Source organism: Butyrivibrio sp. INlla18 (assembly GCF_900103635.1).
In the GTDB taxonomy this organism is placed as follows: domain Bacteria; phylum Bacillota; class Clostridia; order Lachnospirales; family Lachnospiraceae; genus Butyrivibrio.
Genome location: NZ_FMXK01000007.1, coordinates 223,985 through 243,366, shown reverse-complemented (window position 1 = coordinate 243,366; position 19,382 = coordinate 223,985). Strand labels below are relative to the sequence as shown.

The 19,382-nt window shown below is 40.5% G+C and carries 19 protein-coding genes, 5 tRNA genes and 1 rRNA gene; 19 read left to right on the top strand and 6 right to left on the bottom strand.

Annotated elements, in window-relative coordinates; genetic code table 11:
* The 6 genes from BLS24_RS06255 to BLS24_RS06230 all read left to right on the top strand — a co-directional run.
* A 23S ribosomal RNA gene (locus tag BLS24_RS06255) occupies positions 1-313 on the top strand; the annotation flags it as partial.
* 109 nt (positions 314-422) lie between these two features.
* Positions 423-495, top strand: a tRNA-Asn gene (locus BLS24_RS06250).
* A gap of 31 nt (positions 496-526) precedes the next feature.
* A tRNA-Glu gene (locus BLS24_RS06245) sits at positions 527-598 on the top strand.
* Positions 599-676: 78 nt separating this feature from the next.
* Positions 677-750: transfer RNA gene (locus BLS24_RS06240), tRNA-Ile, on the top strand.
* A 42-nt stretch (positions 751-792) separates the two neighbouring features.
* Positions 793-865: transfer RNA gene (locus BLS24_RS06235), tRNA-Val, on the top strand.
* A 55-nt stretch (positions 866-920) separates the two neighbouring features.
* Positions 921-1,006 (top strand) — tRNA-Leu (locus BLS24_RS06230).
* Between the two features lie 202 nt (positions 1,007-1,208).
* Here BLS24_RS06230 and BLS24_RS06225 read toward each other — a convergent pair.
* Positions 1,209-1,520 carry a helix-turn-helix domain-containing protein gene (locus BLS24_RS06225; RefSeq protein ID WP_091757186.1) on the bottom strand — a complete coding sequence of 104 codons (312 nt, stop codon included), beginning with the start codon at positions 1,518-1,520 and terminating at the stop codon, positions 1,209-1,211.
* Positions 1,521-1,634: 114 nt separating this feature from the next.
* Here BLS24_RS06225 and BLS24_RS06220 point away from each other — a divergent pair, with 114 nt between their 5' ends.
* From BLS24_RS06220 to BLS24_RS06205, 4 genes are all read left to right on the top strand, one after another.
* Positions 1,635-2,156, top strand: a complete 522-nt coding sequence (locus BLS24_RS06220) for a hypothetical protein (protein WP_091757183.1) — start codon at positions 1,635-1,637, stop codon at positions 2,154-2,156.
* Positions 2,157-2,257: 101 nt separating this feature from the next.
* Positions 2,258-3,016, top strand: a complete 759-nt coding sequence (locus BLS24_RS06215) for a hypothetical protein (protein ID WP_091757180.1) — start codon at positions 2,258-2,260, stop codon at positions 3,014-3,016.
* A 224-nt stretch (positions 3,017-3,240) separates the two neighbouring features.
* Positions 3,241-3,798: a type III toxin-antitoxin system ToxN/AbiQ family toxin gene (locus BLS24_RS06210; protein ID WP_207647965.1), complete on the top strand. Its 558-nt coding sequence runs from the start codon at positions 3,241-3,243 to the stop codon at positions 3,796-3,798.
* 84 nt (positions 3,799-3,882) lie between these two features.
* Entirely contained in the window at positions 3,883-4,218 is a 336-nt protein-coding gene (locus tag BLS24_RS06205; RefSeq protein WP_091757176.1) for a hypothetical protein, read from the top strand.
* Between the two features lie 305 nt (positions 4,219-4,523).
* Here the strand turns inward: BLS24_RS06205 and BLS24_RS06200 are convergent, their stop codons facing one another.
* Genes BLS24_RS06200 through BLS24_RS06190 form a run of 3 tightly spaced genes read right to left on the bottom strand, consistent with a single transcriptional unit; the run spans position 4,524 to position 5,928 of the window.
* On the bottom strand, positions 4,524-5,213 hold the full coding sequence (locus tag BLS24_RS06200) for a hypothetical protein (protein WP_091757174.1): 690 nt from the start codon (positions 5,211-5,213) through the stop codon (positions 4,524-4,526).
* Between the two features lie 6 nt (positions 5,214-5,219).
* The gene (locus BLS24_RS06195) at positions 5,220-5,456 is read right to left on the bottom strand and encodes a helix-turn-helix transcriptional regulator (RefSeq protein WP_178297642.1); all 237 of its coding nucleotides are present in this window, start codon (positions 5,454-5,456) and stop codon (positions 5,220-5,222) included.
* Positions 5,449-5,928, bottom strand: a complete 480-nt coding sequence (locus BLS24_RS06190) for a hypothetical protein (protein ID WP_071175364.1) — start codon at positions 5,926-5,928, stop codon at positions 5,449-5,451. Before BLS24_RS06190 ends, BLS24_RS06195 begins: the two co-directional genes overlap by 8 nt.
* 159 nt (positions 5,929-6,087) lie before the next feature.
* Here BLS24_RS06190 and BLS24_RS06185 point away from each other — a divergent pair, with 159 nt between their 5' ends.
* Positions 6,088-6,906 (top strand): MBL fold metallo-hydrolase, encoded by an 819-nt coding sequence (locus BLS24_RS06185; protein ID WP_091757172.1) that lies wholly within the window; start codon positions 6,088-6,090, stop codon positions 6,904-6,906.
* Between the two features lie 42 nt (positions 6,907-6,948).
* Positions 6,949-7,854: an NUDIX domain-containing protein gene (locus BLS24_RS15380; RefSeq protein WP_242872242.1), complete on the top strand. Its 906-nt coding sequence runs from the start codon at positions 6,949-6,951 to the stop codon at positions 7,852-7,854.
* Positions 7,855-7,914: 60 nt separating this feature from the next.
* On the opposite strand, the gene BLS24_RS06170 is transcribed toward BLS24_RS15380, so the two are convergent.
* Positions 7,915-9,192: an endo-1,4-beta-xylanase gene (locus tag BLS24_RS06170; RefSeq protein ID WP_091757169.1), complete on the bottom strand. Its 1,278-nt coding sequence runs from the start codon at positions 9,190-9,192 to the stop codon at positions 7,915-7,917.
* A gap of 179 nt (positions 9,193-9,371) precedes the next feature.
* Between BLS24_RS06170 and BLS24_RS06165 the strand changes: the two genes are divergently transcribed.
* Genes BLS24_RS06165 through sdaAA form a run of 3 tightly spaced genes read left to right on the top strand, consistent with a single transcriptional unit; the run spans position 9,372 to position 12,064 of the window.
* Positions 9,372-10,478, top strand: coding sequence for a hypothetical protein (locus tag BLS24_RS06165; RefSeq protein ID WP_091757167.1), 1,107 nt, complete (start codon positions 9,372-9,374; stop codon positions 10,476-10,478).
* A 21-nt stretch (positions 10,479-10,499) separates the two neighbouring features.
* Entirely contained in the window at positions 10,500-11,168 is a 669-nt protein-coding gene (gene sdaAB / locus BLS24_RS06160) for an L-serine ammonia-lyase, iron-sulfur-dependent subunit beta (protein WP_091757165.1), read from the top strand.
* 8 nt (positions 11,169-11,176) lie between these two features.
* A complete protein-coding gene (gene sdaAA, locus BLS24_RS06155) occupies positions 11,177-12,064 on the top strand; it encodes an L-serine ammonia-lyase, iron-sulfur-dependent, subunit alpha (protein ID WP_091757162.1) in 888 nt (295 codons plus the stop codon).
* A 13-nt stretch (positions 12,065-12,077) separates the two neighbouring features.
* Here sdaAA and BLS24_RS06150 read toward each other — a convergent pair whose 3' ends face one another.
* A complete protein-coding gene (locus tag BLS24_RS06150; protein WP_091757160.1) occupies positions 12,078-13,100 on the bottom strand; it encodes a glycosyltransferase family 2 protein in 1,023 nt (340 codons plus the stop codon).
* A 147-nt stretch (positions 13,101-13,247) separates the two neighbouring features.
* Between BLS24_RS06150 and BLS24_RS06145 the strand changes: the two genes are divergently transcribed.
* The 4 genes from BLS24_RS06145 (at position 13,248) to secA (ending at position 19,320) form a co-directional block, all read left to right on the top strand.
* Entirely contained in the window at positions 13,248-13,754 is a 507-nt protein-coding gene (locus BLS24_RS06145) for an acyl-CoA thioesterase (protein WP_091757158.1), read from the top strand.
* 139 nt (positions 13,755-13,893) lie between these two features.
* On the top strand, positions 13,894-14,814 hold the full coding sequence (gene ptb / locus BLS24_RS06140) for a phosphate butyryltransferase (RefSeq protein WP_091757156.1): 921 nt from the start codon (positions 13,894-13,896) through the stop codon (positions 14,812-14,814).
* Positions 14,815-14,816: 2 nt separating this feature from the next.
* Positions 14,817-15,881, top strand: coding sequence for a butyrate kinase (buk, locus tag BLS24_RS06135; RefSeq protein ID WP_091757154.1), 1,065 nt, complete (start codon positions 14,817-14,819; stop codon positions 15,879-15,881).
* Between the two features lie 871 nt (positions 15,882-16,752).
* Positions 16,753-19,320 carry a preprotein translocase subunit SecA gene (secA, locus tag BLS24_RS06130; protein WP_091757152.1) on the top strand — a complete coding sequence of 856 codons (2,568 nt, stop codon included), beginning with the start codon at positions 16,753-16,755 and terminating at the stop codon, positions 19,318-19,320.
* The last annotated feature ends 62 nt before the right edge of the window (positions 19,321-19,382 follow it).

Below are 19,382 nucleotides of genomic sequence, written 5' to 3'. Positions count from 1 at the left end.
AGAACGTCGTGAGACAGTTCGGTCCCTATCCGGCGCGGGCGTAGGATATCTGAGAGGAGCTGTCCTTAGTACGAGAGGACCGGGATGGACGGACCGCTGGTGTATCAGCTGCATCGCCAGATGCATAAGGCTGGGTAGCCACGTCCGGAAGGGATAAACGCTGAAGGCATCTAAGCGTGAAGCCCCCCTCAAGATGAGATATCCCTGCTTTGGCAGTAAGACCCCTTGGAGAGTACGAGGTTAGATAGGCACAAGGTGTAAGCACGGTAACGTGTTCAGCTGATGTGTACTAATAGGTCGAGGGCTTATCCAAAACGCAAGTATAGGAAAATGGATTTAGATATCAGTGTTCGGTTTTGAAGGTACAAAGCAAAAGGACCATGCAGTAGCATGGCATTTTGTATATATAGTATCTTTAATAATCCTCCTTAGCTCAGTCGGTAGAGCATTCGGCTGTTAACCGAAGTGTCGTTGGTTCGAGTCCGACAGGGGGAGCTAAAAAAAGACTGTTACTACGGTCTGATACGGCTCCGTGGTCAAGCGGTCAAGACATCGCCCTTTCACGGCGGTAACACGAGTTCGATTCTCGTCGGAGTCAGCTGTGAGAACTTGCCGAGGTTTTGTCGAGGTTAGTTCGAACGTATTCTGTATCGGCATCTGCCGAGTGCAGATTTCAGGAGATTTAGCTCAGTTGGTTAGAGCAACCGGCTCATAACCGGTCGGTCCCGGGTTCAAGTCCCTGAATCTCCACTAGGTTTCTTTTTAGAAATCATAACCCAGTACTTTTAATTTGGGGTCTTAGCTCAGCTGGGAGAGCATCTGCCTTACAAGCAGAGGGTCACAGGTTCGAGCCCTGTAGGCCCCACTCGCGATATGTCTAGGCATATCGCGAATTTTTTACCAATTAAATATGGTAGAATGCCGGCGTGGCGGAATTGGCAGACGCCCGGGACTTAAAATCCCGTGGGTAGTGATACCCGTACCGGTTCGATCCCGGTCGCCGGCATTTTTGAGAGCTGTAAGCCTTGATTTATCTGGGTTTTTAGCTCTCATTTTTTATGTATAGAGGTTCAAACGAGGTTCAGTGTTTTCAAAATGCTTGCAAATGCGATGAATACTGAACTTTTCAAAAATCGTTTGAAACTTTTTTATTGTTGATAACATATAAAAATTGCCACAACCTGTGGCAACTTTAAGATAAATACATGTTAAATCCAAATTTTAATTGTCTTAAGTAGTTTCTCTTTTTGATCTTCATTTAGTCTGGATATTTCATCAATTAAAGCATTATCTAAAGATCTTTTTTTATAATCTGGCTCTAATTGTCCTACCAAAATATCTAGGGATACATTCATGAGTTTTGCATAGTAGGTAAGAAGCCTAAGAGACATAGCTGTTCTACCATTTTCTACATTGCTTATATATCCAGGAGTTACTTCGAGTTCTTTAGCAACCTGTCCTTGTGTCATTCCTAGGCTTATCCTATATTCTTTTATTCTTTCGCCATAATTATCAATCATTTATAATTACCTCGCATATAGTATTTGTATATTAAATATACCATAAGTATTGACAAAACTCATGTATCATATTAGTATAATTTATATTCTATAGATATAGCAAAGGGTTAAGTAATGGGGACAAATTACTATCTATTTACACGAAGTAAGAACCTTGCTCAAAGGTATTTTGCAACTAATAATTCATGGGTGTCTGATGAGGAATATGAGATTTCAGATGAACCTTTGCTAGGCTACTATATTCATCTTAATAAGCTGAGTTACGGATGGAGACCACTGTTCCAGTGTCATAAAGCTTTTAGTTCTTTTGTGGATTTAGAGTTATTTTTTAAAGAACATCAGAAATCTCTGAAAATTTTTGATGAGTATGGTGAAGAGTTTGGATGGGATGCGTACAAGAGAATCATAATGAATCATAGTGGAAGAAAACCTGAACCTATGAAATGGGTATACGAAGAGGATGAATTTTTGGGTAAGAGAGGCAGGAAATATCTTCAGACAATCAGGTGTACAACAGAAGAAGCAGAAATATGGATTCCTTTTGATCATTTAGAGTATGAACAATCGGAGAAGCTTGCTGCTATCCGACTTAACTGCTATGACAAAACAATTCATGAATTTTTCGGATTTTTATAGTCACAATGATAAAGAGTATTGCATTGATTGGGCGAATGGAGATTTTTGCTGAGTAATTAATTTGCAATCTAAATATAAGACTATTGAACATGGGAGTTTTTATGACTAGAGGTAAGATTATTTATATCGATAAAGAATGTAAGGCGTATACATCAATTGAGTTTAATGGGGATATGTATCCTGATGGTAATGCAGATAGGATTCTTGAGATGTTCGAGGGAGGATATTTTTCAAATTACAATAACTATGAACGTTTTGTAAAGCGGTTTAATAAATCACATTATGGATATGAAGAAGACCTTATAGAACTGTTTTGTTGCAACGAAGAGCGGGTGATTGATGTTAAAGATAATTGGACGGATTATCTCTATATCATTAATGATTCTGATCGTCAGTGGATAATAAAAGATAAAAATAGATCATCTTTTTTAGACAAGAGAACATTGGCTATAGTGTATTTTCAACAGGTTGAAAGGATGATTCATAGAATTGTTCATGAAACAGGCAAAGAGTTCAGTATTGATCTAAGTAAGGAAGAATTCGTTTCAGTAATTGATAAACTAAGGGATTCCTCAGACCTTGTTGATAAAATTAATGAGTTGTTTCAGAATAGTCGAGAAAATGTTGAATGTGATTTTTGTAATGGTGCAGGGTTGCAAATATCTCATGAGAGTACGGTTGTGTTTTTGTTGCGAAAACTTTTGAATGATGCTTTTGAGGATATCGAATATTTCATCTATGAGTTAGATTATGGCCGAAAATACGAACCAGGTATGATTACTGATGAGAATAGTCAAAATATCGACTTTAGTTCAGCGGAAAAAGTTTATGAATACTTGACTGAGGAGAAAACTATATAAGTACCAACGTTACAATTAAATGGAATATAGATCAGAATAATGACAGATAATAAATATGCACATAGGAAAAAATGTTTAGCTTGACTTCCGACGGTTAAATGCTATTATATGTTTACAGGTGAGTCCTACCTTTAAGTGGAAACTATAACAGATAGTCCTCGCTGATAGCGTGGCTATAAAAAGCTATGTGTCTCAAAGCACATGGCTTTTTTTTTGGAGTTATTATGGAACAATTAAAGCTTTACTATATAGACATGAAATATGTTAGAGATCTTCACAATGCTGATGATCGTGTAGATTCCGTTTCGCCTCAGATAGGGAAAGAAAATCGTGTATTTATAGGTGTGGTTGTAACGCATAATGATAGGAAATACTGTATACCATTATCACATCCAAAAGAGAAACATAAACGAATGGCTAATAATGCAGAATTACATAAGATTGAGGTTGAGGGAAAGCTAATAGGTGTTCTAAATTTTAATCTTATGATTCCGGTTACAGATGCCCAGCTTATTCCAGTTGATTTACGGATACATAAAAATGACACTCTGACCAAGAAAGCATGGAAGCGATTATGTATTAAGGAACTTAACTGGTGCAGGAAGGGAGGAAATGACAAGCTAATAAGAGACAAGGCTAAGAATCTTTTCTTATTATGCACTAGTGACACAGCATTTAATGGAAAGAAACGTTGTCTTGATTATATAAGGCTTGAGAAGGTATGCGATAAGTACAATAGTAAGATTAATGGGAAAACATTTTCAGGATATGATGAAAAATAATTAGTGTACAACAGAAATATCAGCTGTCTTTATCTTCGTTTTTTGATCAGATAAAGACAACCAATAACAAACGGAATGAATGGTATGAATAAATTTGAGTTATTTACAATGATTTTTTTTGTTTTAGATGGATATTGGGATGACCATAAAAGTGACGACTTGGGGCAGTTTCTGAGTAGTATGAATCCATTTTTATTTGAAGATATCGGTTCAGCAGTTCCCGATATATATAATGATTTTTGCAAAATGCTTGGCAATCGAAGTATAACCATAGATAATAGCTTTGCCATTGCAAAGGAGTATATTAGCAGTTTTGGTGCTGACTATATTTCAGAGGCTTTTGGGTGGATGGATGAGGAAAAGTGGAAATCTAGTTGTAACGAGTATTTGTCTGAACCACACAAAGGAGACAGTGAATAAGTGGTACAACCATATTCACATTTTATTCAGTATCCAAGCGGGTCATAGATACATGAAAGTGGTACAAATTTGGTACAAAAGAAAAGCAAGGCCGGCGAAGCCCCTTTCTCTGCGACTTTGCGAGATGCTTAAAAGTTCGATCCCGGTCGCCGGCATTAATAAGTTTAGTCGCAAACTTAGTTTGTTCTAGGGTTGCGACTTTTTTTATTCTGTAGGAAATTACAAATATCCTTAATAAGCTGAGCCTTCTTTCAAACGATGTTAAGGGTAGCACTGTAGACAGTCAGATATAAAGAATAAACTGCTTACTGATAATTTACGGTTATAGTTCCAAGCATTATTTTATCCAGAACTTTATCATTGGTAATAACTGAATGTTCCGGTAAAATGTTTTCCTGATAATATGCTCCATCCCAGTTCATCAGCTTTTCCGGAGAATCAGTGTATCCAGTGAAGTTCAGGACTTTTGCAAGATTGTTGGAGTATTTCCTTGCGATAGTTTGTTTTATTCTCATGTTGATCAGGATATTTTTATCTACACCTGTCTTAGCAAGCTGATAACCATTCATGCTGTTTAAGATCATCTCAGCTTCGGCTATAGCTTGTTTTTCTTCCTCACTACTTAGTACAACACCATCAGAAAGAGCTTTTTTATAATAAATCTCGTCTGATATACAGCTGTTTACAGCGTACTTCTTGGCATAGTCGCAAACAAACTGAGAATCCAAACCTGCGGAAAAATGAGTATTCCACCAATGCTTTGGGTTCTCAGGATCATACAAAAGAGCCTGATCTTGAACAAACTCTTCAACTAAATATATGTAATATCCAAATTCTCTTAAAGTTATCTCACTATCATCAACTGTGATAAGCGGCTCATCAAGATGGTCTTCGTAAACAAATCTGCTGAGTATTTTTCCACATGTGGCGGCAATAATCAGGAAGCAACTAAATATGATGAGTCCGATAATGCTTTTTTTATTAGTTTTTTGCATAAGATTTTATCTATCCTGTCTAAAAAGTTCTATAAATTCCTTTTTTCCTGGTACCCAGGCTTTTTCATAAATGTGTGTGAAATGATTTTTGACTGTCTGCTCTGAAATGCCGAGCATATAAGCGATTCTGCGATTGGAAAAACCGGCTACTTTTAGGTAGCCGAGTTCGAGTTCCCTTGTGGTAAGTCCAAAATTACGGGCAATATTCAGATATTGTGCTTTCGTGATTCCAGAATCAATCATTTTCCATATCCATTTCTTCATTCATTTTGCGCTCAGCATTAAGCTTAAGAGGGAGAAGAAAGAACTCTATAATAACTGCATAAAAGCCTGCAAGGAAGCAGATAGCAAGGCTAGGTCCAATTGTTTCTGGCTTGGAGATATTTCCCAAAACGAGTATTGCTGATATTATGATAGCAAACAGAGATCCAAAGACAACAAGTTTCTGAGCAGCACCTACTGCTTCAATGATATTTTTTAACTCAAGGAGCCTGTATTCTTTTATTCCTACAGAGAAAGACTTTAAGAAATCTTTCCACTCTCCTATGATGATGAGACCGGGAATCAGTGTAAGTATAATAACTAGCAGCGAAGGCAAGTCAAAAAACCATGCCATAACTGAAAAACCAAAGTTGGATCCAAGTGTGCTGATCAAAAAAACTGCAATAAAAAGCAAAAGTTCTCCCAATAAAACGGTACGTATATTCTTTTTCATTAGTATTCTCCTTTTTTATTCTCATATCAAAATAGAAGTACTTCTATTTTGACGTTATCATATGTGTGAAAAGAAATATATAGTACCTTTTTGTTTGCTAGTAAAACTGGAACATATTGTGGTATGCTGATGGTGTATGAAAAAAACGAGGGGAAAGTTATGGAGACGAAACTTACAGTAGTTGTTGATAATATTTCAAATGAAGATCTGCAGGGAGAATGGGGACTTTGCATTCATGCCAAGTGCGGAGACAATAATGTTCTTATAGACACGGGAGCATCTAATCTTTTTGCAAAGAATATGGAAAAGCTTGGACTTGATATAGCTGATGTAGACTTTGGTGCTATCAGTCATGCTCATTATGATCACTCTAATGGCCTTCAGTATTTCTTTGATCACAATGATAAGGCAAAGTTTTATTTAAGAGAGTCAGCAGCGGAGAATTGCTACCACAAGAAGTTTATTTTCTACTGTTATATTGGCCTTCCAAGACATATTATCAAGAGAAATCCAGATAGACTTGCATTTGTATCAGGTGATTACAAGCTTTGCGATGGAGTTTATCTTATACCTCACAAGACTCCTGGGCTTGAAGCTATTGGCAAAAGAGAGATGATGTATGTTCGTACAAAGAAGGGCTGGAAGCCAGATGATTTCTCTCATGAGCAGAGCGTAGTAATTGATACTGATAAGGGGCTTGTGATCATCAACAGCTGTTCCCATGGCGGAGCTGTTAATATCATAAACGAAGTAAAAGAGACTTTTCCTGACAAGCATATCTATGGACTTATTGGAGGTTTCCATTTATACAATAAATCAGAAGAGGAGATAAAGACTCTTGCTGAGGGTATAATCAGCACTGGTATTGATTACGTTTGTACTGGTCATTGCACCATGAATAGAGCTTATCATATTCTTAAAGATATTCTTGGAGAGAAGCTTGAACAGTTACAGGTTGGTAAAATAATTGAAATTTGACACTTTAACTAATCAGAGATGACAGAATAATGAGGTGGTTACATGATAGAGAAGTCATGCGGGGCAATTGTTTTTACTATACGAAGAGAACAGATCTTTTACGTGATAGTCGAGGAAGATTCAGGATTTCATAGCCTTCCCAAGGGACATGTTGAAGAGGGTGAAAATGAGGAACAGACAGCAATCCGTGAGATAAAGGAAGAGACAGGACTTGAGCTTGACCTTATCCAGAATTTTAGGATGGTTGATGAATATGTGCCAAATGAGAGACCTGATGTTACAAGGCAGATCGTATATTTTCTTGCTGAGTACCTGGATGAAGAGCCTTGTATTGTAAGGCCTGATGAAGTTAGATCTATCAAGGTTCTTAATCTTGAGGATGCGCTTAAGACTCTTGAATATGATGGAGTTAGAAATATCTTAAAGGCAGCAGACAAGTATATCAAAGAGCACATAAAGGGAATAGAGCTTTGGGATGCTTATAACAGAGATTTTACAAGGATACCAGGGGAGACTCTTGTAAGAGGCGAGGGAATTCCTGAGGGACAGTATCATCTTGTTGTAGATATAGCGGTTAAGCATGTTGATGGCACTTATCTTATGATGCAGCGTGATTTTAAGAAAATGCATGGCGGACAATGGGAGTTTACAGCAGGTGGGTCAGCTCTTAAAGGTGAGGAACCTTTAGGCGCCGCTAAAAGAGAGCTTTCAGAAGAAACAGGTGTCACAGGGAAAATAGAAGAGATTGGAAGAGTTGTACAAGATGAAAACAGGTCTCTTTATGTGATTTATTTCTGTGAAACTGATGCTAAAAAAGATAGCGTGGTACTTCAAAAAGGAGAAACTATTGACTTTAAGTGGATCAGCAGAGAAGAGCTATATTCATTTAATGAAGATGAACTGGCGTCATTAAGGGCTCTTAAAATGGTCAAAGAAAAGAACTTATAAGAAAATGCCTAAGCAGGAAGGATAACATCCACTGCTTAGGCATTTCTTTATGTAAAAAAATCAGTAGTTCTCCATAGCCTCTTTTATCTTGAAATAAGCTGGTTTAGGATCGTAGTTCATATCAAAGATTCGAGTATTTGTTGTATCACCGTCTCTGTAGTGGTCCACAAGTCCAAATAATGTTACATTAGTGATGTTTGCTGGGCCGCCAGCTTCTTTATCCATGTCATGAAGAAGCTTAAATACTTCGCCATATCGTTCACCCTGTTTATCAATGAGGGCCTGGGTCTCATTTTCAATTCCAATAGAAAGCTCAGTTACGTGAATCTCAAGGTCAAGCTCTGCGAACTTTTCGATAGCTTTTTTGATGGCGGAGTCCTTAGGATAATCGATTCCCCAGTAGCCCTGCATTCCAATGCCGTCGATGAGACCTTTTTCTTTGAGGTGGCTACAGAGAGCGTAAATGCCTTCAGTCTTTGGTTCCTGATAGGTATTGTAATCATTGTAAAAGAGCTTTGCTCCATCAGTTACGTATTTTCTGGCGTAGGTAAATGCCATTTCAACATAGTCTTCGCCTATGGTCTCATACCATGGATTTGGATCATCGCCAGTTTTTACTCTGCATTTAAAGTAACTGTCAGGGTCACAGGCATCTGGCTCTACAGCTTCATTTACAACGTCCCAGCAATAAACAACACCAGGATATTCTTCCTGAACATGAGTTACCAGCTGCTTAATATAGCTTTCCATTCTAAGGAGCATAGTGTCTTTATCCACATATTCGCCTTCGTCTGTATAGCCTTCTCTAAAGAACCAGTTTGGAGCTTGTGTATGCCATACGAGAGTATGACCGCGCATTTTCATGCCATGTTCCTGACACCATTTTAAAGTAGGATCGATGGAAGCAAAGTTAAGAGCAGGTTCTTCATTTCCATCTTTGAGATTTGCCTGAGAGCCGAACTGATCAAGAATGTAGCAGCTCTTCATAAGGTTTGTCATGGTGCAGCTGTTAAAGTGATACTCGCACATTTCCATGTAGTGAGGAAGATTTAAGGTCTGGTTTTCAAGGCTACTTCCGTTTATTCCTACCCCAAGAGTAAAGTAATCACTGCATAGGTCTTTTAATGGGGCATAGTCAGTGTATTCTGCCTGCACATCAGCAGATTCCTCTGAACTTGAAGCTTCTGTAGCAGAGATTTCGTTGGCGCTTTCTTCTATACTTGTACTTTCAGTAGCGCTTACGTTTGTACTTGGATCAGTATTTGTCACGGCAGAGCTTGCACATCCTGCAAGGAGCGTGACTATCAGAGCACCTGATAAAAGAGTTTTTATTTTCATGTTAGCCTCCCAAAGTCAGTAGTTTTTTGCTTTTAATAAAATATACAGTATAGGGGCGCTATCCACTAACCACAACTTGTTAACCGGTTGATACAAATTGCTAATTTTGTCATAGGTACAAATTAAACGTATAATAGAATTGTGTTGGTAAACATAAAACCATATGAGGAGAGAGAAACATGAAAAAGAATATTTGGATTGTTTTGACACTGGTAACTGTTTTGACAACTGCCTGCGGAATGTCAGGCGGTACAAATGCAGATGTAGAGCCTACGGAAAAAGAATCTTCGGAAGCGCAAACGCAGGTACAGGAAGAAGGCAGCTCTTTTGCTAACGATTTCATTCAACTGACAGTTCCTGCAGAGTTTGAAGGAATATACAGAGTAGAAAATGAGCCTGATAGACTTTCTATAATCTATAAGGAAGGCGAAGACGCCGGATTTGGCGGACTTGAGTTTTATGTTTGGGTAAGAGAAGTTACTCCTGACTATGCAGGAGGACCACAGATCAAGATTGGAGAGCTTGTTTCCGCTGACGGTAAGGACTACGACGTGGTTGTAGGCTATCCTTCAGAAGTTCAGTGGGATTACAATAAATCCTATTCTATGCCGGAAGATTACAAGAAGATTGCCGATGCAGAAAAAGATATCTGCAAGACAATTCAGGCTGTTAACGGCGGAACCTTTGAATACGGCGCTGGTATACACGGCGAAGACCTCTACGGAGACGTGCTTGATAAGTATGTAAAGGCTGTTTCAGAAGGATGGGATGCAAACAAGCTTGAAGAGGAAAACATGAGCCCTCAGTTTTATGAAGTTGCTACCTTTTCAGAAGGTAATCCAGGTGATAGAATTGGATTTGCTTATCTTGATGTAAACCTTGACGGTGTAGATGAACTCTTCGTTGGAGAGATTGCAGAAGGCGACTTTAAGGGCGTTGTCTATGATATCTATACAGTAGTTAACAGACAGCCACAGCTTGTAGTCAGCGGATCAGCCCGAAACAGATATTATGTATATGATAGCGCATTTATCGCAAATGAGTTTTCTGGCGGCGCAGCTGAAAGCGGAATCATGGTTTACAATCTTGATTACAATACAACAGAGATGACTCTTCAGTGGGGAACCAAGTACGACGGCTATGAAAACGAAGCTCAGCCTTGGTTTATCACATATGACGGGGAAGAGTGGGAAAACGTAACTGAGGAAGACTACAACAACAGAGTTGCAGACACAAGCAAGTACGTGAGATTTGATTACACACCACTTTCATCTTTAGCAAAATAATTGAAAAAAGGTTTTTACAGGATGAATGTTTTTGACATAATCGGACCAGTTATGATAGGACCTTCAAGTTCGCATACAGCAGGAGCTGTGAGACTGGGCCGAGTAGTTAATAAGTTAATAGATGACAGGCAGCTAAAAAAGGTTGAGATTGTGCTCTCAGGTTCTTTTGCCAGAACTTACAAAGGACACGGCACAGACAGAGCCCTCCTTGCAGGAATCATGGGATACAAGAGCTATTCTCCTGAGATCAGAGATGCTCTTACTATCGCTGATGAAAAGGGGATCGATTACTCTTTTATCAAGGAGGATCTAAAGGGTGCGCATCCCAATACTGCCAAGATCCATTATTACCTCACTGATGGCACCGAGGGAGTCATGCAGGGAGCCAGCATCGGCGGAGGTAATATCCTTGTAAATCAGATCAATGGCATGTCCGTTGAGTTTAATGGCGACAACAATACGCTTTTAGTAATGCATGAGGACAAACCTGGCGTAATTGCAGGGGTTACGAACCTTATGCACTGGGAACATGCAGATCTTAATATTTCAAATTTCCATCTTTCAAGACAGGAGAAGGGTGGAGATGCCATCATGACTATTGAGATCGACAATCAGCCGCCGGAGACACTGGTGGATGACATCAGACAGATCGAACATGTCACAAATGCAATTTTGATCAGAAGGATTTAACGGAATTTATGTTAAAGTATGAGACTATTGCTGAGCTTGTGAGCGAAGCAGAGAAAAGAAATATAAAAATAAGCGAGCTTGTGCTGGAAGACCAGGCAAAGAGCATGGAAAAAGAGCCTTCAAAGCTTTTGGATAAGATGGCTACAGACTTTGATATTATGGTGGAGTCTGTAAACGAGGGATCTAAAAAGAACCAGCGCTCTATGTCAGGACTTACTGGTGGCGAGGGCTTTCTTATGAACGAGTATGTTCAGAGAACTGGAGGAGGCCTTAGCGGCGAGCTTATGACCAAGGCTATGGGAAGAGCTCTTTCTGTTGCTGGCTGTAACGCCTCTATGGGCAAGATCGTTGCTACTCCTACAGCGGGAAGCTGCGGTATTTTGCCAGGATGCCTTGTTACTTTGTATGAGGACAGGGGCTATGACAAAAAAGACGTTATCATGTCTCTTTTCACAGCGGGAGCCTTCGGAATGGTGATCGCAAATAGAGCTAGCATCGCTGGAGCAAACGGCGGATGTCAGGCGGAGTGCGGAAGTGCGGCAGCTATGGCGGCAGCAGCTCTTGTGGAACTTATGGGAGGAACACCGGCGCAGTGCGCAGATGCTTGTGCTATGGCGATATCAAGCCAGATGGGACTTGTGTGTGACCCTGTGGCAGGCCTTGTTGAGATTCCTTGCATCAAAAGAAATGTGTCAGGCCTTATGATAGCTTTTTCTAGCGCAGATATGGCTCTTGCTGGTATCAAAGCTAAGATTCCTGTGGATGAATGCCTTGATGCCATGAAGGAAGTTGGAGATGCTATGGTGCCAGCTCTTAAGGAAACCGCAGTTGGCGGACTTGCTGGAACACCTACTGGCAAGAAGTTAAAAGAAAAGGTTTTTGGATCAAATAAATAAAAAAGACCAATTGTTAGTTGGTCTTTCGGTCGTAAGCTGTGATGATGGCTTTTGTTACGGCTACTACTGCAGGATTTGGATGCTTGATGCAGTAATATAATAATTTATTAGCCTTTGAGGTGACATCTACTTTGGTGGATGTCACTTTTTTTCTGATGTCAGGTCTTAGGAAGATCTTTTTGACGCGGGCAGCAGTATCTTTTTCTGGGCAGCGAAGCTCATTTTTGAGGATCACAAGGAGCATGATGATGAACTCTCTGTCCATCTGCGCATCGGCGCCGTCAACTTTTTTATCATTAAGGATCTCTCTAAAGGTCTTGTCTGTGAGTTCAAGGTTTGATAAGAGTTTGGGGTTATAGCTGTGAACAATGGACTCTCCCACAAGTCTGTAGTGGTAGAAGTAGCTATCTTTGGTAATTACAAGGCGCTGGCAGTCGCAAAGGCATGGAAGAGTGATGTTTACGTCTTCGCTCATGGAGATGTCGGTGTTGCAGTATTTGAGATTATTTAATAGGAGCTCTTTGGATATGAGCTTCATGCACCTTGACATGGTAACTGGGCGAACCTCTGCCCCAAGGAGCCCTGTGCAGATCTTATCAAGGTCCTCTCTATAGTAAACACCAGGCTTTAGGGCCTGAGTTTCTTTTCTTCTTTCGTTATTTTTTTCAACTATATAATTACTTGCGATGATCTCTGATGTGGCAAAAGAACTGTCGGTGAGAGCATAGAGAGACTCAGCCATTTCAGTATCTACCCAGTCATCGCTGTCAACGTAGCAAAGATAATCTGAAGTAGCAGCTTTGGAACCGCAGATCCAGGCTGACATGAGACCGCCGTTTTCTTTGTGGATGACGTTTACGCGGGAGTCTTTGGCTGCGTAGTCATCGCACATCTTGGGAGTTACGCCGTCTGTTGAGCCGTCGTCAACTAGGATGATCTCTATATCTGAAAGAGTCTGGTTTAAGACAGACTCCATGCACTTATCTAAGTATTTAGCTGTATTGTAAACTGGGATAATGAAGCTTATTTTGGACATTTGTTGTTCTCCACTTGTATCGTTAGCTTTTTTACCAAGCTAAATATATACTAACATAAAGACTGGTAATTTTCATGGAAACAATGGCACTTTTAGGGTAAAATTATATGTAGAGAAAGTATTAAACTCACTTTGGAGGTGCAAGGTATGGGCAAGGTTTTTCACGTTGACAAACAGATTGCAAACAAAAATGTAGAGGATTCAATAACAGAGTGGACCAAGGTCGTTAAGTACGGCGATATCAACGCTGAGAACAGACTTTTTGGCGGAACGCTTATGGCGTGGATAGATGAGGTTGCAGGTACAGTTGCCATGAGACATTCAGGCAATCCTATCGCAACAGCAGCAATTGATAACATGCAGTTCAAGCAGGGAGCACTTCTTGGAGATGTGCTTGTTATGATCGGCAAGATCACATATGTGGGCAAGACTTCTATGGAGGTTCGCGTAGATACTTATGTTGAGGATGTTAAGACTGGTATGAGACACGTTCTTAACAGGGCTTACCTCACAGAAGTATGCATTGACCACGACGGAACACCATGTACAGTGCCTTATGGACTTAATGTCAAAACAGAAAATGAGAAGGCTGAGTGGGGAGGGGCTATCAAGAGACGCGAGCTTCGTAAACAGCGCAGAATGGAAGGCTTCTAAAAATTCTTTTTTATAGTATGAAAAGTTGGTAAAAATATTGTAATTGTAAGTTCGGAGTGTTAAACTTTTGTCATATGGCGAGAGTTTAACACTCTTTTTTCATATTTCGATTGAACAATTAAAACGGAGGTTTTTTATCATGAGTAAGAACTTTGATGACATTTTAGCTAAGCTCAAGACTGCTAGTACCAAGAAGATGTCTGTTGCTGTAGCACAGGACACACACGTACTTGAGGCAGTTAAGGTTGCTAAGGAGAGAGGAATCGTTGATTCTATCCTTGTTGGTGACAAGGAGCTGATCGAGGAGAAGGCAAAAGAGGTTGGAATGAACCTTGATGACTACGAGATCATCGATGTTAAGGATACGATCGAGGCTGCTCGTACAGCAGTTTCACTTGTATCAAGCGGCAAGGCTGATATCTACATGAAGGGTGCCCTTGAGTCAAAGGATTTCCTTAAGAGCGTACTTGATAAGGAAGTTGGTCTTCGTACAGGTCGTCCTCTTTCACACGTTTGTGTGTTTGAGATTCCTGGTATCAATCGTCTTTTATTCCTTACAGACGTTGCTTTCATGCCATATCCAACACTTGAAGACAAGAAAGTCATCATTGAATATACAGTAGATGTTGCAAGAGCTTGCGGCGTTGATTGCCCTAAGGTTGCTCCACTTGCAGCAGTAGAAGTTGTTAATCCTAAGATGCCTGTTACTGTTGAGGCAGCAGAGCTTACAAGACTTAACGAAGTGGGTGAGATCAAGAATTGTATCGTTGATGGACCTCTTTCTATGGATCTTGCTATCGATCCAGAAGCTGCTAAGCACAAGGCTGGCGCTCTTGACAGAAAGATCGTAGGCGATGCCGACATCCTTCTTTTCCCAGATATTCACGCTGGAAACCTTACATACAAGACTATCGTAAGACTTGCAACTGTTAAGAATGGTAACATCCTTACAGGTACAAAGGCTCCAGTTATTCTTACATCAAGATCTGATTCTGTAGAAGTAAAGGTTAATTCTATCGCACTTGCAGCTGTTGTAGCAGCAAACAATAAAGGAGAATAATCATGATAAAGAGTTTGATCATTAACCCAGGTTCAACATCAACAAAGGTTGGTATCTTTGAGGATGAGACACTTGTAAAGGAAGAGACACTTAGACATAGCACAGAAGAGATTGAGAGCTATGCATCAATCATTGATCAGAAGGATTTCCGTAAGAATATCATTCTTGATTTCCTCAAGAAGGAGAGCATTGATATCAAGTCATTCAACGTTATCGTTGGTAGAGGCGGACTTCTTAGACCTATCCCAGGTGGTACATATGAGTGTACAGATGCTCTTTTAGAGGACCTTAGAAAGGGCGTTCAGGGTCAGCATGCTTCTAACCTTGGCGGTATCCTTGCTAGAGAGATCGGTGATGAGATCGGTGTTCCTTCATACATCGTAGATCCAGTAGTAGTTGACGAGATGGAGCCAGTTGCACGTATTTCAGGTGTTCCTGAGATCGAGCGTGTTTCTATCGACCATCCTCTTAATCAGAAGGCTGTTGCCAGAAGATATGCAAAAGAGATCGGCAAGAAGTATGACGAGATCAGCGTTATCGTTGTTCACATGGGCGGCGGTACATCAACTGGTGTTCACAAGAACGGCAAGATGGTAGACGTTTACGCAGCACTTAATGGTGATGGTGCATTCTCCCCAGAGAGAGCAAATGGCATCCCAGCTAAGGCTCTTGTAGATATGTGCTTCTCAGGTAAGTACACATATGATGAGATGAAAAAGAAGATCGTTGGTTACGGCGGACTTAATGCATACCTTGGAACTAACGACATGAGAGAAGTTAACAAGATGTGTGAAGAGGGCAACGAGAAGGCTATCCTTGTTCGTGAAGCTTTCATTTACCAGATCTGCAAGAACATTGGTGCTTGCGCTACAGTTCTTAAGGGTAAGGTTGACCAGATCATCCTTACAGGTGGTATTGCATATGGTCAGGTTATCACAGATGCTATCAAAGAGCGTGTAGATTGGATCTGCCCAGTTACAGTATATCCTGGTGAGGACGAGCTCCTTGCACTTGCACAGGGTGCAATCCGTGTCATGACAGGCGAAGAGGAAGCACAGAAGTATTGATTACCCGGTAGGGTGTTGGTTTCCCGGAAGGTAGTGATACCGGACGTGTGATAGTATAAAAAGTCATCTCTCGCTCCGATATTTTTTGCAGGGGTAGGATGACGATAGAGCTTTGGTTTTGCAGTGACTGCAAAAAATAAATCGCTCGAGCTAACTTCTTATACGTATCACACTGTGTGGTGTTCATAGACCTTGGGGGAGACTAAATGGCCTTATGATGTGCTAGCTTTTGATAATAAGACTGATAAAAGCCTTAATAGGCATGAACTAATTATAGTTTGTGTTTGTTAAGGCTTTTTTACGTCTAAAAGAATAGTGTGAAAAGCGTAGATTATGATGAGGTGGGGGAGGGATTAATAAGAATTAGAGATTAAGAAATTTGATATTTTTAATTAAAATATGTTGCATTTTATTACAGCGAATATTATACTTGTTAAGTATTTGGTAATAACTTATAAAAGGAAAAAACGCTTATAAATTATTAAAAGGAAAGAATTATTATCTGTTGTGGCTTTGATGGCTATGGGGTGCATGATGCTTTCTGGCTGCGCAGGGAACGCATCCACAGATGGGGAGGCTCATTCTGGAGCCTCTGTGGAGAGTTCAGGAGAATCAGCTTACAAGCCTTGATGTCAGCCAGGAGGAAGTAGAAGTAACTAAATAATTAAACATTCAAAGAGCCGTGGGATACCATTTCACGGCTCTTTTTTTTACGGAGCGAGAGATGAATCTTACTGCAAAATATTACGTCTGGTACCAACAAAGTAAACTCTGATAAGGTTGAATAGTTTGTGTAAATCTGCTACAATGTACAACGGACTTTTGCTAAAATATTGGGGTAGTTTACCCTTTTTTAGGAGATACAAACAGTATGAGCATTATTGATAAGATTATTGGAACACATAGTGAGAGAGAGCTTAAGCGTATCAAGTCAACAGTTGACGCTATTGAGGCAATGCAGCCAAAGATGCAGGCTCTTTCTGATGAAGAATTAAGAGGCAAGACTGAAGAGTTCAAGAAGAGACTTGCTGATGGCGAGACTCTTGATGATATCATGCCAGAGGCATATGCAACAGTTCGTGAGGCTGGTAAGCGTGTACTTGGAATGGAACACTTTAGAGTACAGCTCATCGGTGGCGTTATCCTCCACCAGGGCAGAATTGCTGAGATGAGAACTGGTGAAGGTAAGACACTCGTTGCTACACTTCCTTCATACCTGGATGCTCTTGAGGGCAAGGGTGTACATGTAGTTACAGTTAACGATTACCTTGCTAAGCGTGATGCTGAGTGGATGGGCAAGATCCATGAGTTCCTTGGACTTACTGTTGGTGTTGTACTCAACAGCATGAATGCAGAAGAGAGAAGAGCAGCATATAACTGCGATATCACATACGTTACTAACAACGAACTTGGTTTCGATTATCTTCGCGATAACATGGCTATCTACAAAGAGCAGTGCGTTCTTCGTGGTCTTAACTACGCTATCATCGATGAGATCGACTCAATCCTTATTGATGAAGCTCGTACACCTCTTATCATTTCAGGTCAGTCAGATAAGTCTACTAAGCTTTATGAGGCTTGTGATATCCTTGCCAAGCAGATGACACGTGGTGAGGATATGGAAGATCTCTCCAAGATGGATGCTATCATGGGTATCGAGAGAGAAGAGACTGGTGATTTCATCGTTAATGAGAAAGACAAGATCGTCAACCTTACAGAGCAGGGTGTTGCTAAGGTTGAGAGATTCTTTAGAATAGAAAACCTTGCTGATCCTGAGAACCTTGAGATCCAGCACAACATTATCCTTGCACTTCGTGCTAACAACCTTATGCAGCGCGATCACGACTACATCGTTAAGGACGACGAAGTTCTTATCGTTGATGAGTTCACAGGTCGTGTAATGCCAGGTAGACGTTATTCAGATGGTCTTCACCAGGCTATCGAGGCTAAGGAGCATGTTAAGGTTAAGAGAGAGTCCAAGACTCTTGCAACTATCACATTCCAGAACTTCTTTAATAAGTTTGAAAAGAAGTGTGGTATGACAGGTACTGCTCTTACTGAGGAACGTGAGTTCCGTGATATCTATGGAATGGACGTTATCGAGATTCCTACAAACGAGCCTGTTATCCGTAAGGACCTTCAGGACGCTGTATATAAGACCAAGAAAGAAAAGCTCAATGCTATCTGTGATGCTGTAGAAGAGGCACACAAGAAGGGACAGCCTGTTCTGGTTGGTACAATCACAATTGAGTCTTCCGAGGAAATTTCTAAGATGCTCAGAAAAAGAGGCATCCAGCATCAGGTACTTAATGCTAAGTTCCATGAGATGGAAGCTGAGATCGTTGCAGAAGCTGGTAAGCATGGCGCTGTAACAATCGCTACTAACATGGCTGGTCGTGGTACTGATATTAAGCTTGATGAAGAGGCAAGAGAACTTGGCGGTCTCAAGATCATTGGTACAGAGAGACACGAGAGTAGACGTATTGATAACCAGCTCCGTGGACGTTCAGGACGTCAGGGAGATCCTGGTGAATCTAAGTTCTATCTTTCACTTGAAGATAACCTTATGAGACTCTTTGGTTCAGAGAGACTCATTGCAATGTTCAATGCACTTAACATTCCTGATGGACAGGAAATTGAGCATTCATCACTTACAAGAGCTATCGAGTCAGCTCAGAAGAAGATTGAGTCTAACAACTATGCCATCAGAAAGAACCTTCTTGAGTATGACCAGGTAAATAATGAGCAGAGAGAGATCATCTACGCAGAGCGTAAGAAAGTTCTTGATGGAGATTCCATGAGAGATGCTATCTACAAGATGATCACAGATATAGTAGAGTCTTCAGTTGAGACAGTTATTGGTGAGGAGAACGATCCAGATAACTGGAATCTTAACGAACTCAATGAGATCCTTCTTCCTACAGTTCCACTCAAGAAGATCACAAGAGGACGTATCGAGACTCTTACAAAGTCAGGACTTATGCAGCAGCTTAAAGAAGAGGCTGTTAAGCTTTATGAGGCTAAGGAAGCTGAGTTCCCAGAGCCAGAGACAATCCGTGAGATCGAGCGTGTTATCCTTCTGAAGGTTATCGATAGAAAATGGATGGACCACATCGATGATATGGATCAGCTCCGTCAGGGAATTGGTCTTCAGGCATATGGTCAGAGAGATCCTAAGCTTGAGTACAAGCTTGCTGGATATGAGATGTTCGATGATATGACAAGGAACATCAAGGAAGATACTGTAAGACTTCTCTTCCATGTTCATATCGAAGAGAGAGTTGAGCGTGAGCAGGTTGCTAAGGTTACTGGAACAAACAAGGATGACTCAGCAGTTAAGGCTCCAGTTAAGAGAGTTGAAGCTAAGGTTTATCCAAATGATCCATGCCCATGCGGAAGCGGCAAGAAATACAAGAACTGCTGCGGCAGAGCTCAGTAATATATAAAGGTGTAGTTAATGGGGAATGCGCATGTTTAATGCGCATTTCTTTAGGAGAAAAA

Excerpts from the sequence above, each read along its gene's own strand:
- BLS24_RS06205 (WP_091757176.1), top strand. The coding sequence starts at position 3,883 with ATGAATAAATTTGAGTTATTTACAATGATTTTTTTTGTTTTAGATGGA.
- BLS24_RS06170 (WP_091757169.1), bottom strand. The coding sequence starts at position 9,192 with ATGAAAATAAAAACTCTTTTATCAGGTGCTCTGATAGTCACGCTCCTT.
- BLS24_RS15380 (WP_242872242.1), top strand. The coding sequence starts at position 6,949 with ATGATAGAGAAGTCATGCGGGGCAATTGTTTTTACTATACGAAGAGAA.
- BLS24_RS06210 (WP_207647965.1), top strand. The coding sequence starts at position 3,241 with ATGGAACAATTAAAGCTTTACTATATAGACATGAAATATGTTAGAGAT.
- buk (WP_091757154.1), top strand. The coding sequence starts at position 14,817 with ATGATAAAGAGTTTGATCATTAACCCAGGTTCAACATCAACAAAGGTT.
- BLS24_RS06220 (WP_091757183.1), top strand. The coding sequence starts at position 1,635 with ATGGGGACAAATTACTATCTATTTACACGAAGTAAGAACCTTGCTCAA.
- BLS24_RS06185 (WP_091757172.1), top strand. The coding sequence starts at position 6,088 with ATGGAGACGAAACTTACAGTAGTTGTTGATAATATTTCAAATGAAGAT.
- ptb (WP_091757156.1), top strand. The coding sequence starts at position 13,894 with ATGAGTAAGAACTTTGATGACATTTTAGCTAAGCTCAAGACTGCTAGT.
- BLS24_RS06150 (WP_091757160.1), bottom strand. The coding sequence starts at position 13,100 with ATGTCCAAAATAAGCTTCATTATCCCAGTTTACAATACAGCTAAATAC.
- sdaAB (WP_091757165.1), top strand. The coding sequence starts at position 10,500 with ATGAATGTTTTTGACATAATCGGACCAGTTATGATAGGACCTTCAAGT.
- BLS24_RS06165 (WP_091757167.1), top strand. The coding sequence starts at position 9,372 with ATGAAAAAGAATATTTGGATTGTTTTGACACTGGTAACTGTTTTGACA.
- sdaAA (WP_091757162.1), top strand. The coding sequence starts at position 11,177 with ATGTTAAAGTATGAGACTATTGCTGAGCTTGTGAGCGAAGCAGAGAAA.
- BLS24_RS06225 (WP_091757186.1), bottom strand. The coding sequence starts at position 1,520 with ATGATTGATAATTATGGCGAAAGAATAAAAGAATATAGGATAAGCCTA.
- BLS24_RS06215 (WP_091757180.1), top strand. The coding sequence starts at position 2,258 with ATGACTAGAGGTAAGATTATTTATATCGATAAAGAATGTAAGGCGTAT.
- BLS24_RS06200 (WP_091757174.1), bottom strand. The coding sequence starts at position 5,213 with ATGCAAAAAACTAATAAAAAAAGCATTATCGGACTCATCATATTTAGT.
- secA (WP_091757152.1), top strand. The coding sequence starts at position 16,753 with ATGAGCATTATTGATAAGATTATTGGAACACATAGTGAGAGAGAGCTT.
- BLS24_RS06195 (WP_178297642.1), bottom strand. The coding sequence starts at position 5,456 with ATGATTGATTCTGGAATCACGAAAGCACAATATCTGAATATTGCCCGT.
- BLS24_RS06145 (WP_091757158.1), top strand. The coding sequence starts at position 13,248 with ATGGGCAAGGTTTTTCACGTTGACAAACAGATTGCAAACAAAAATGTA.
- BLS24_RS06190 (WP_071175364.1), bottom strand. The coding sequence starts at position 5,928 with ATGAAAAAGAATATACGTACCGTTTTATTGGGAGAACTTTTGCTTTTT.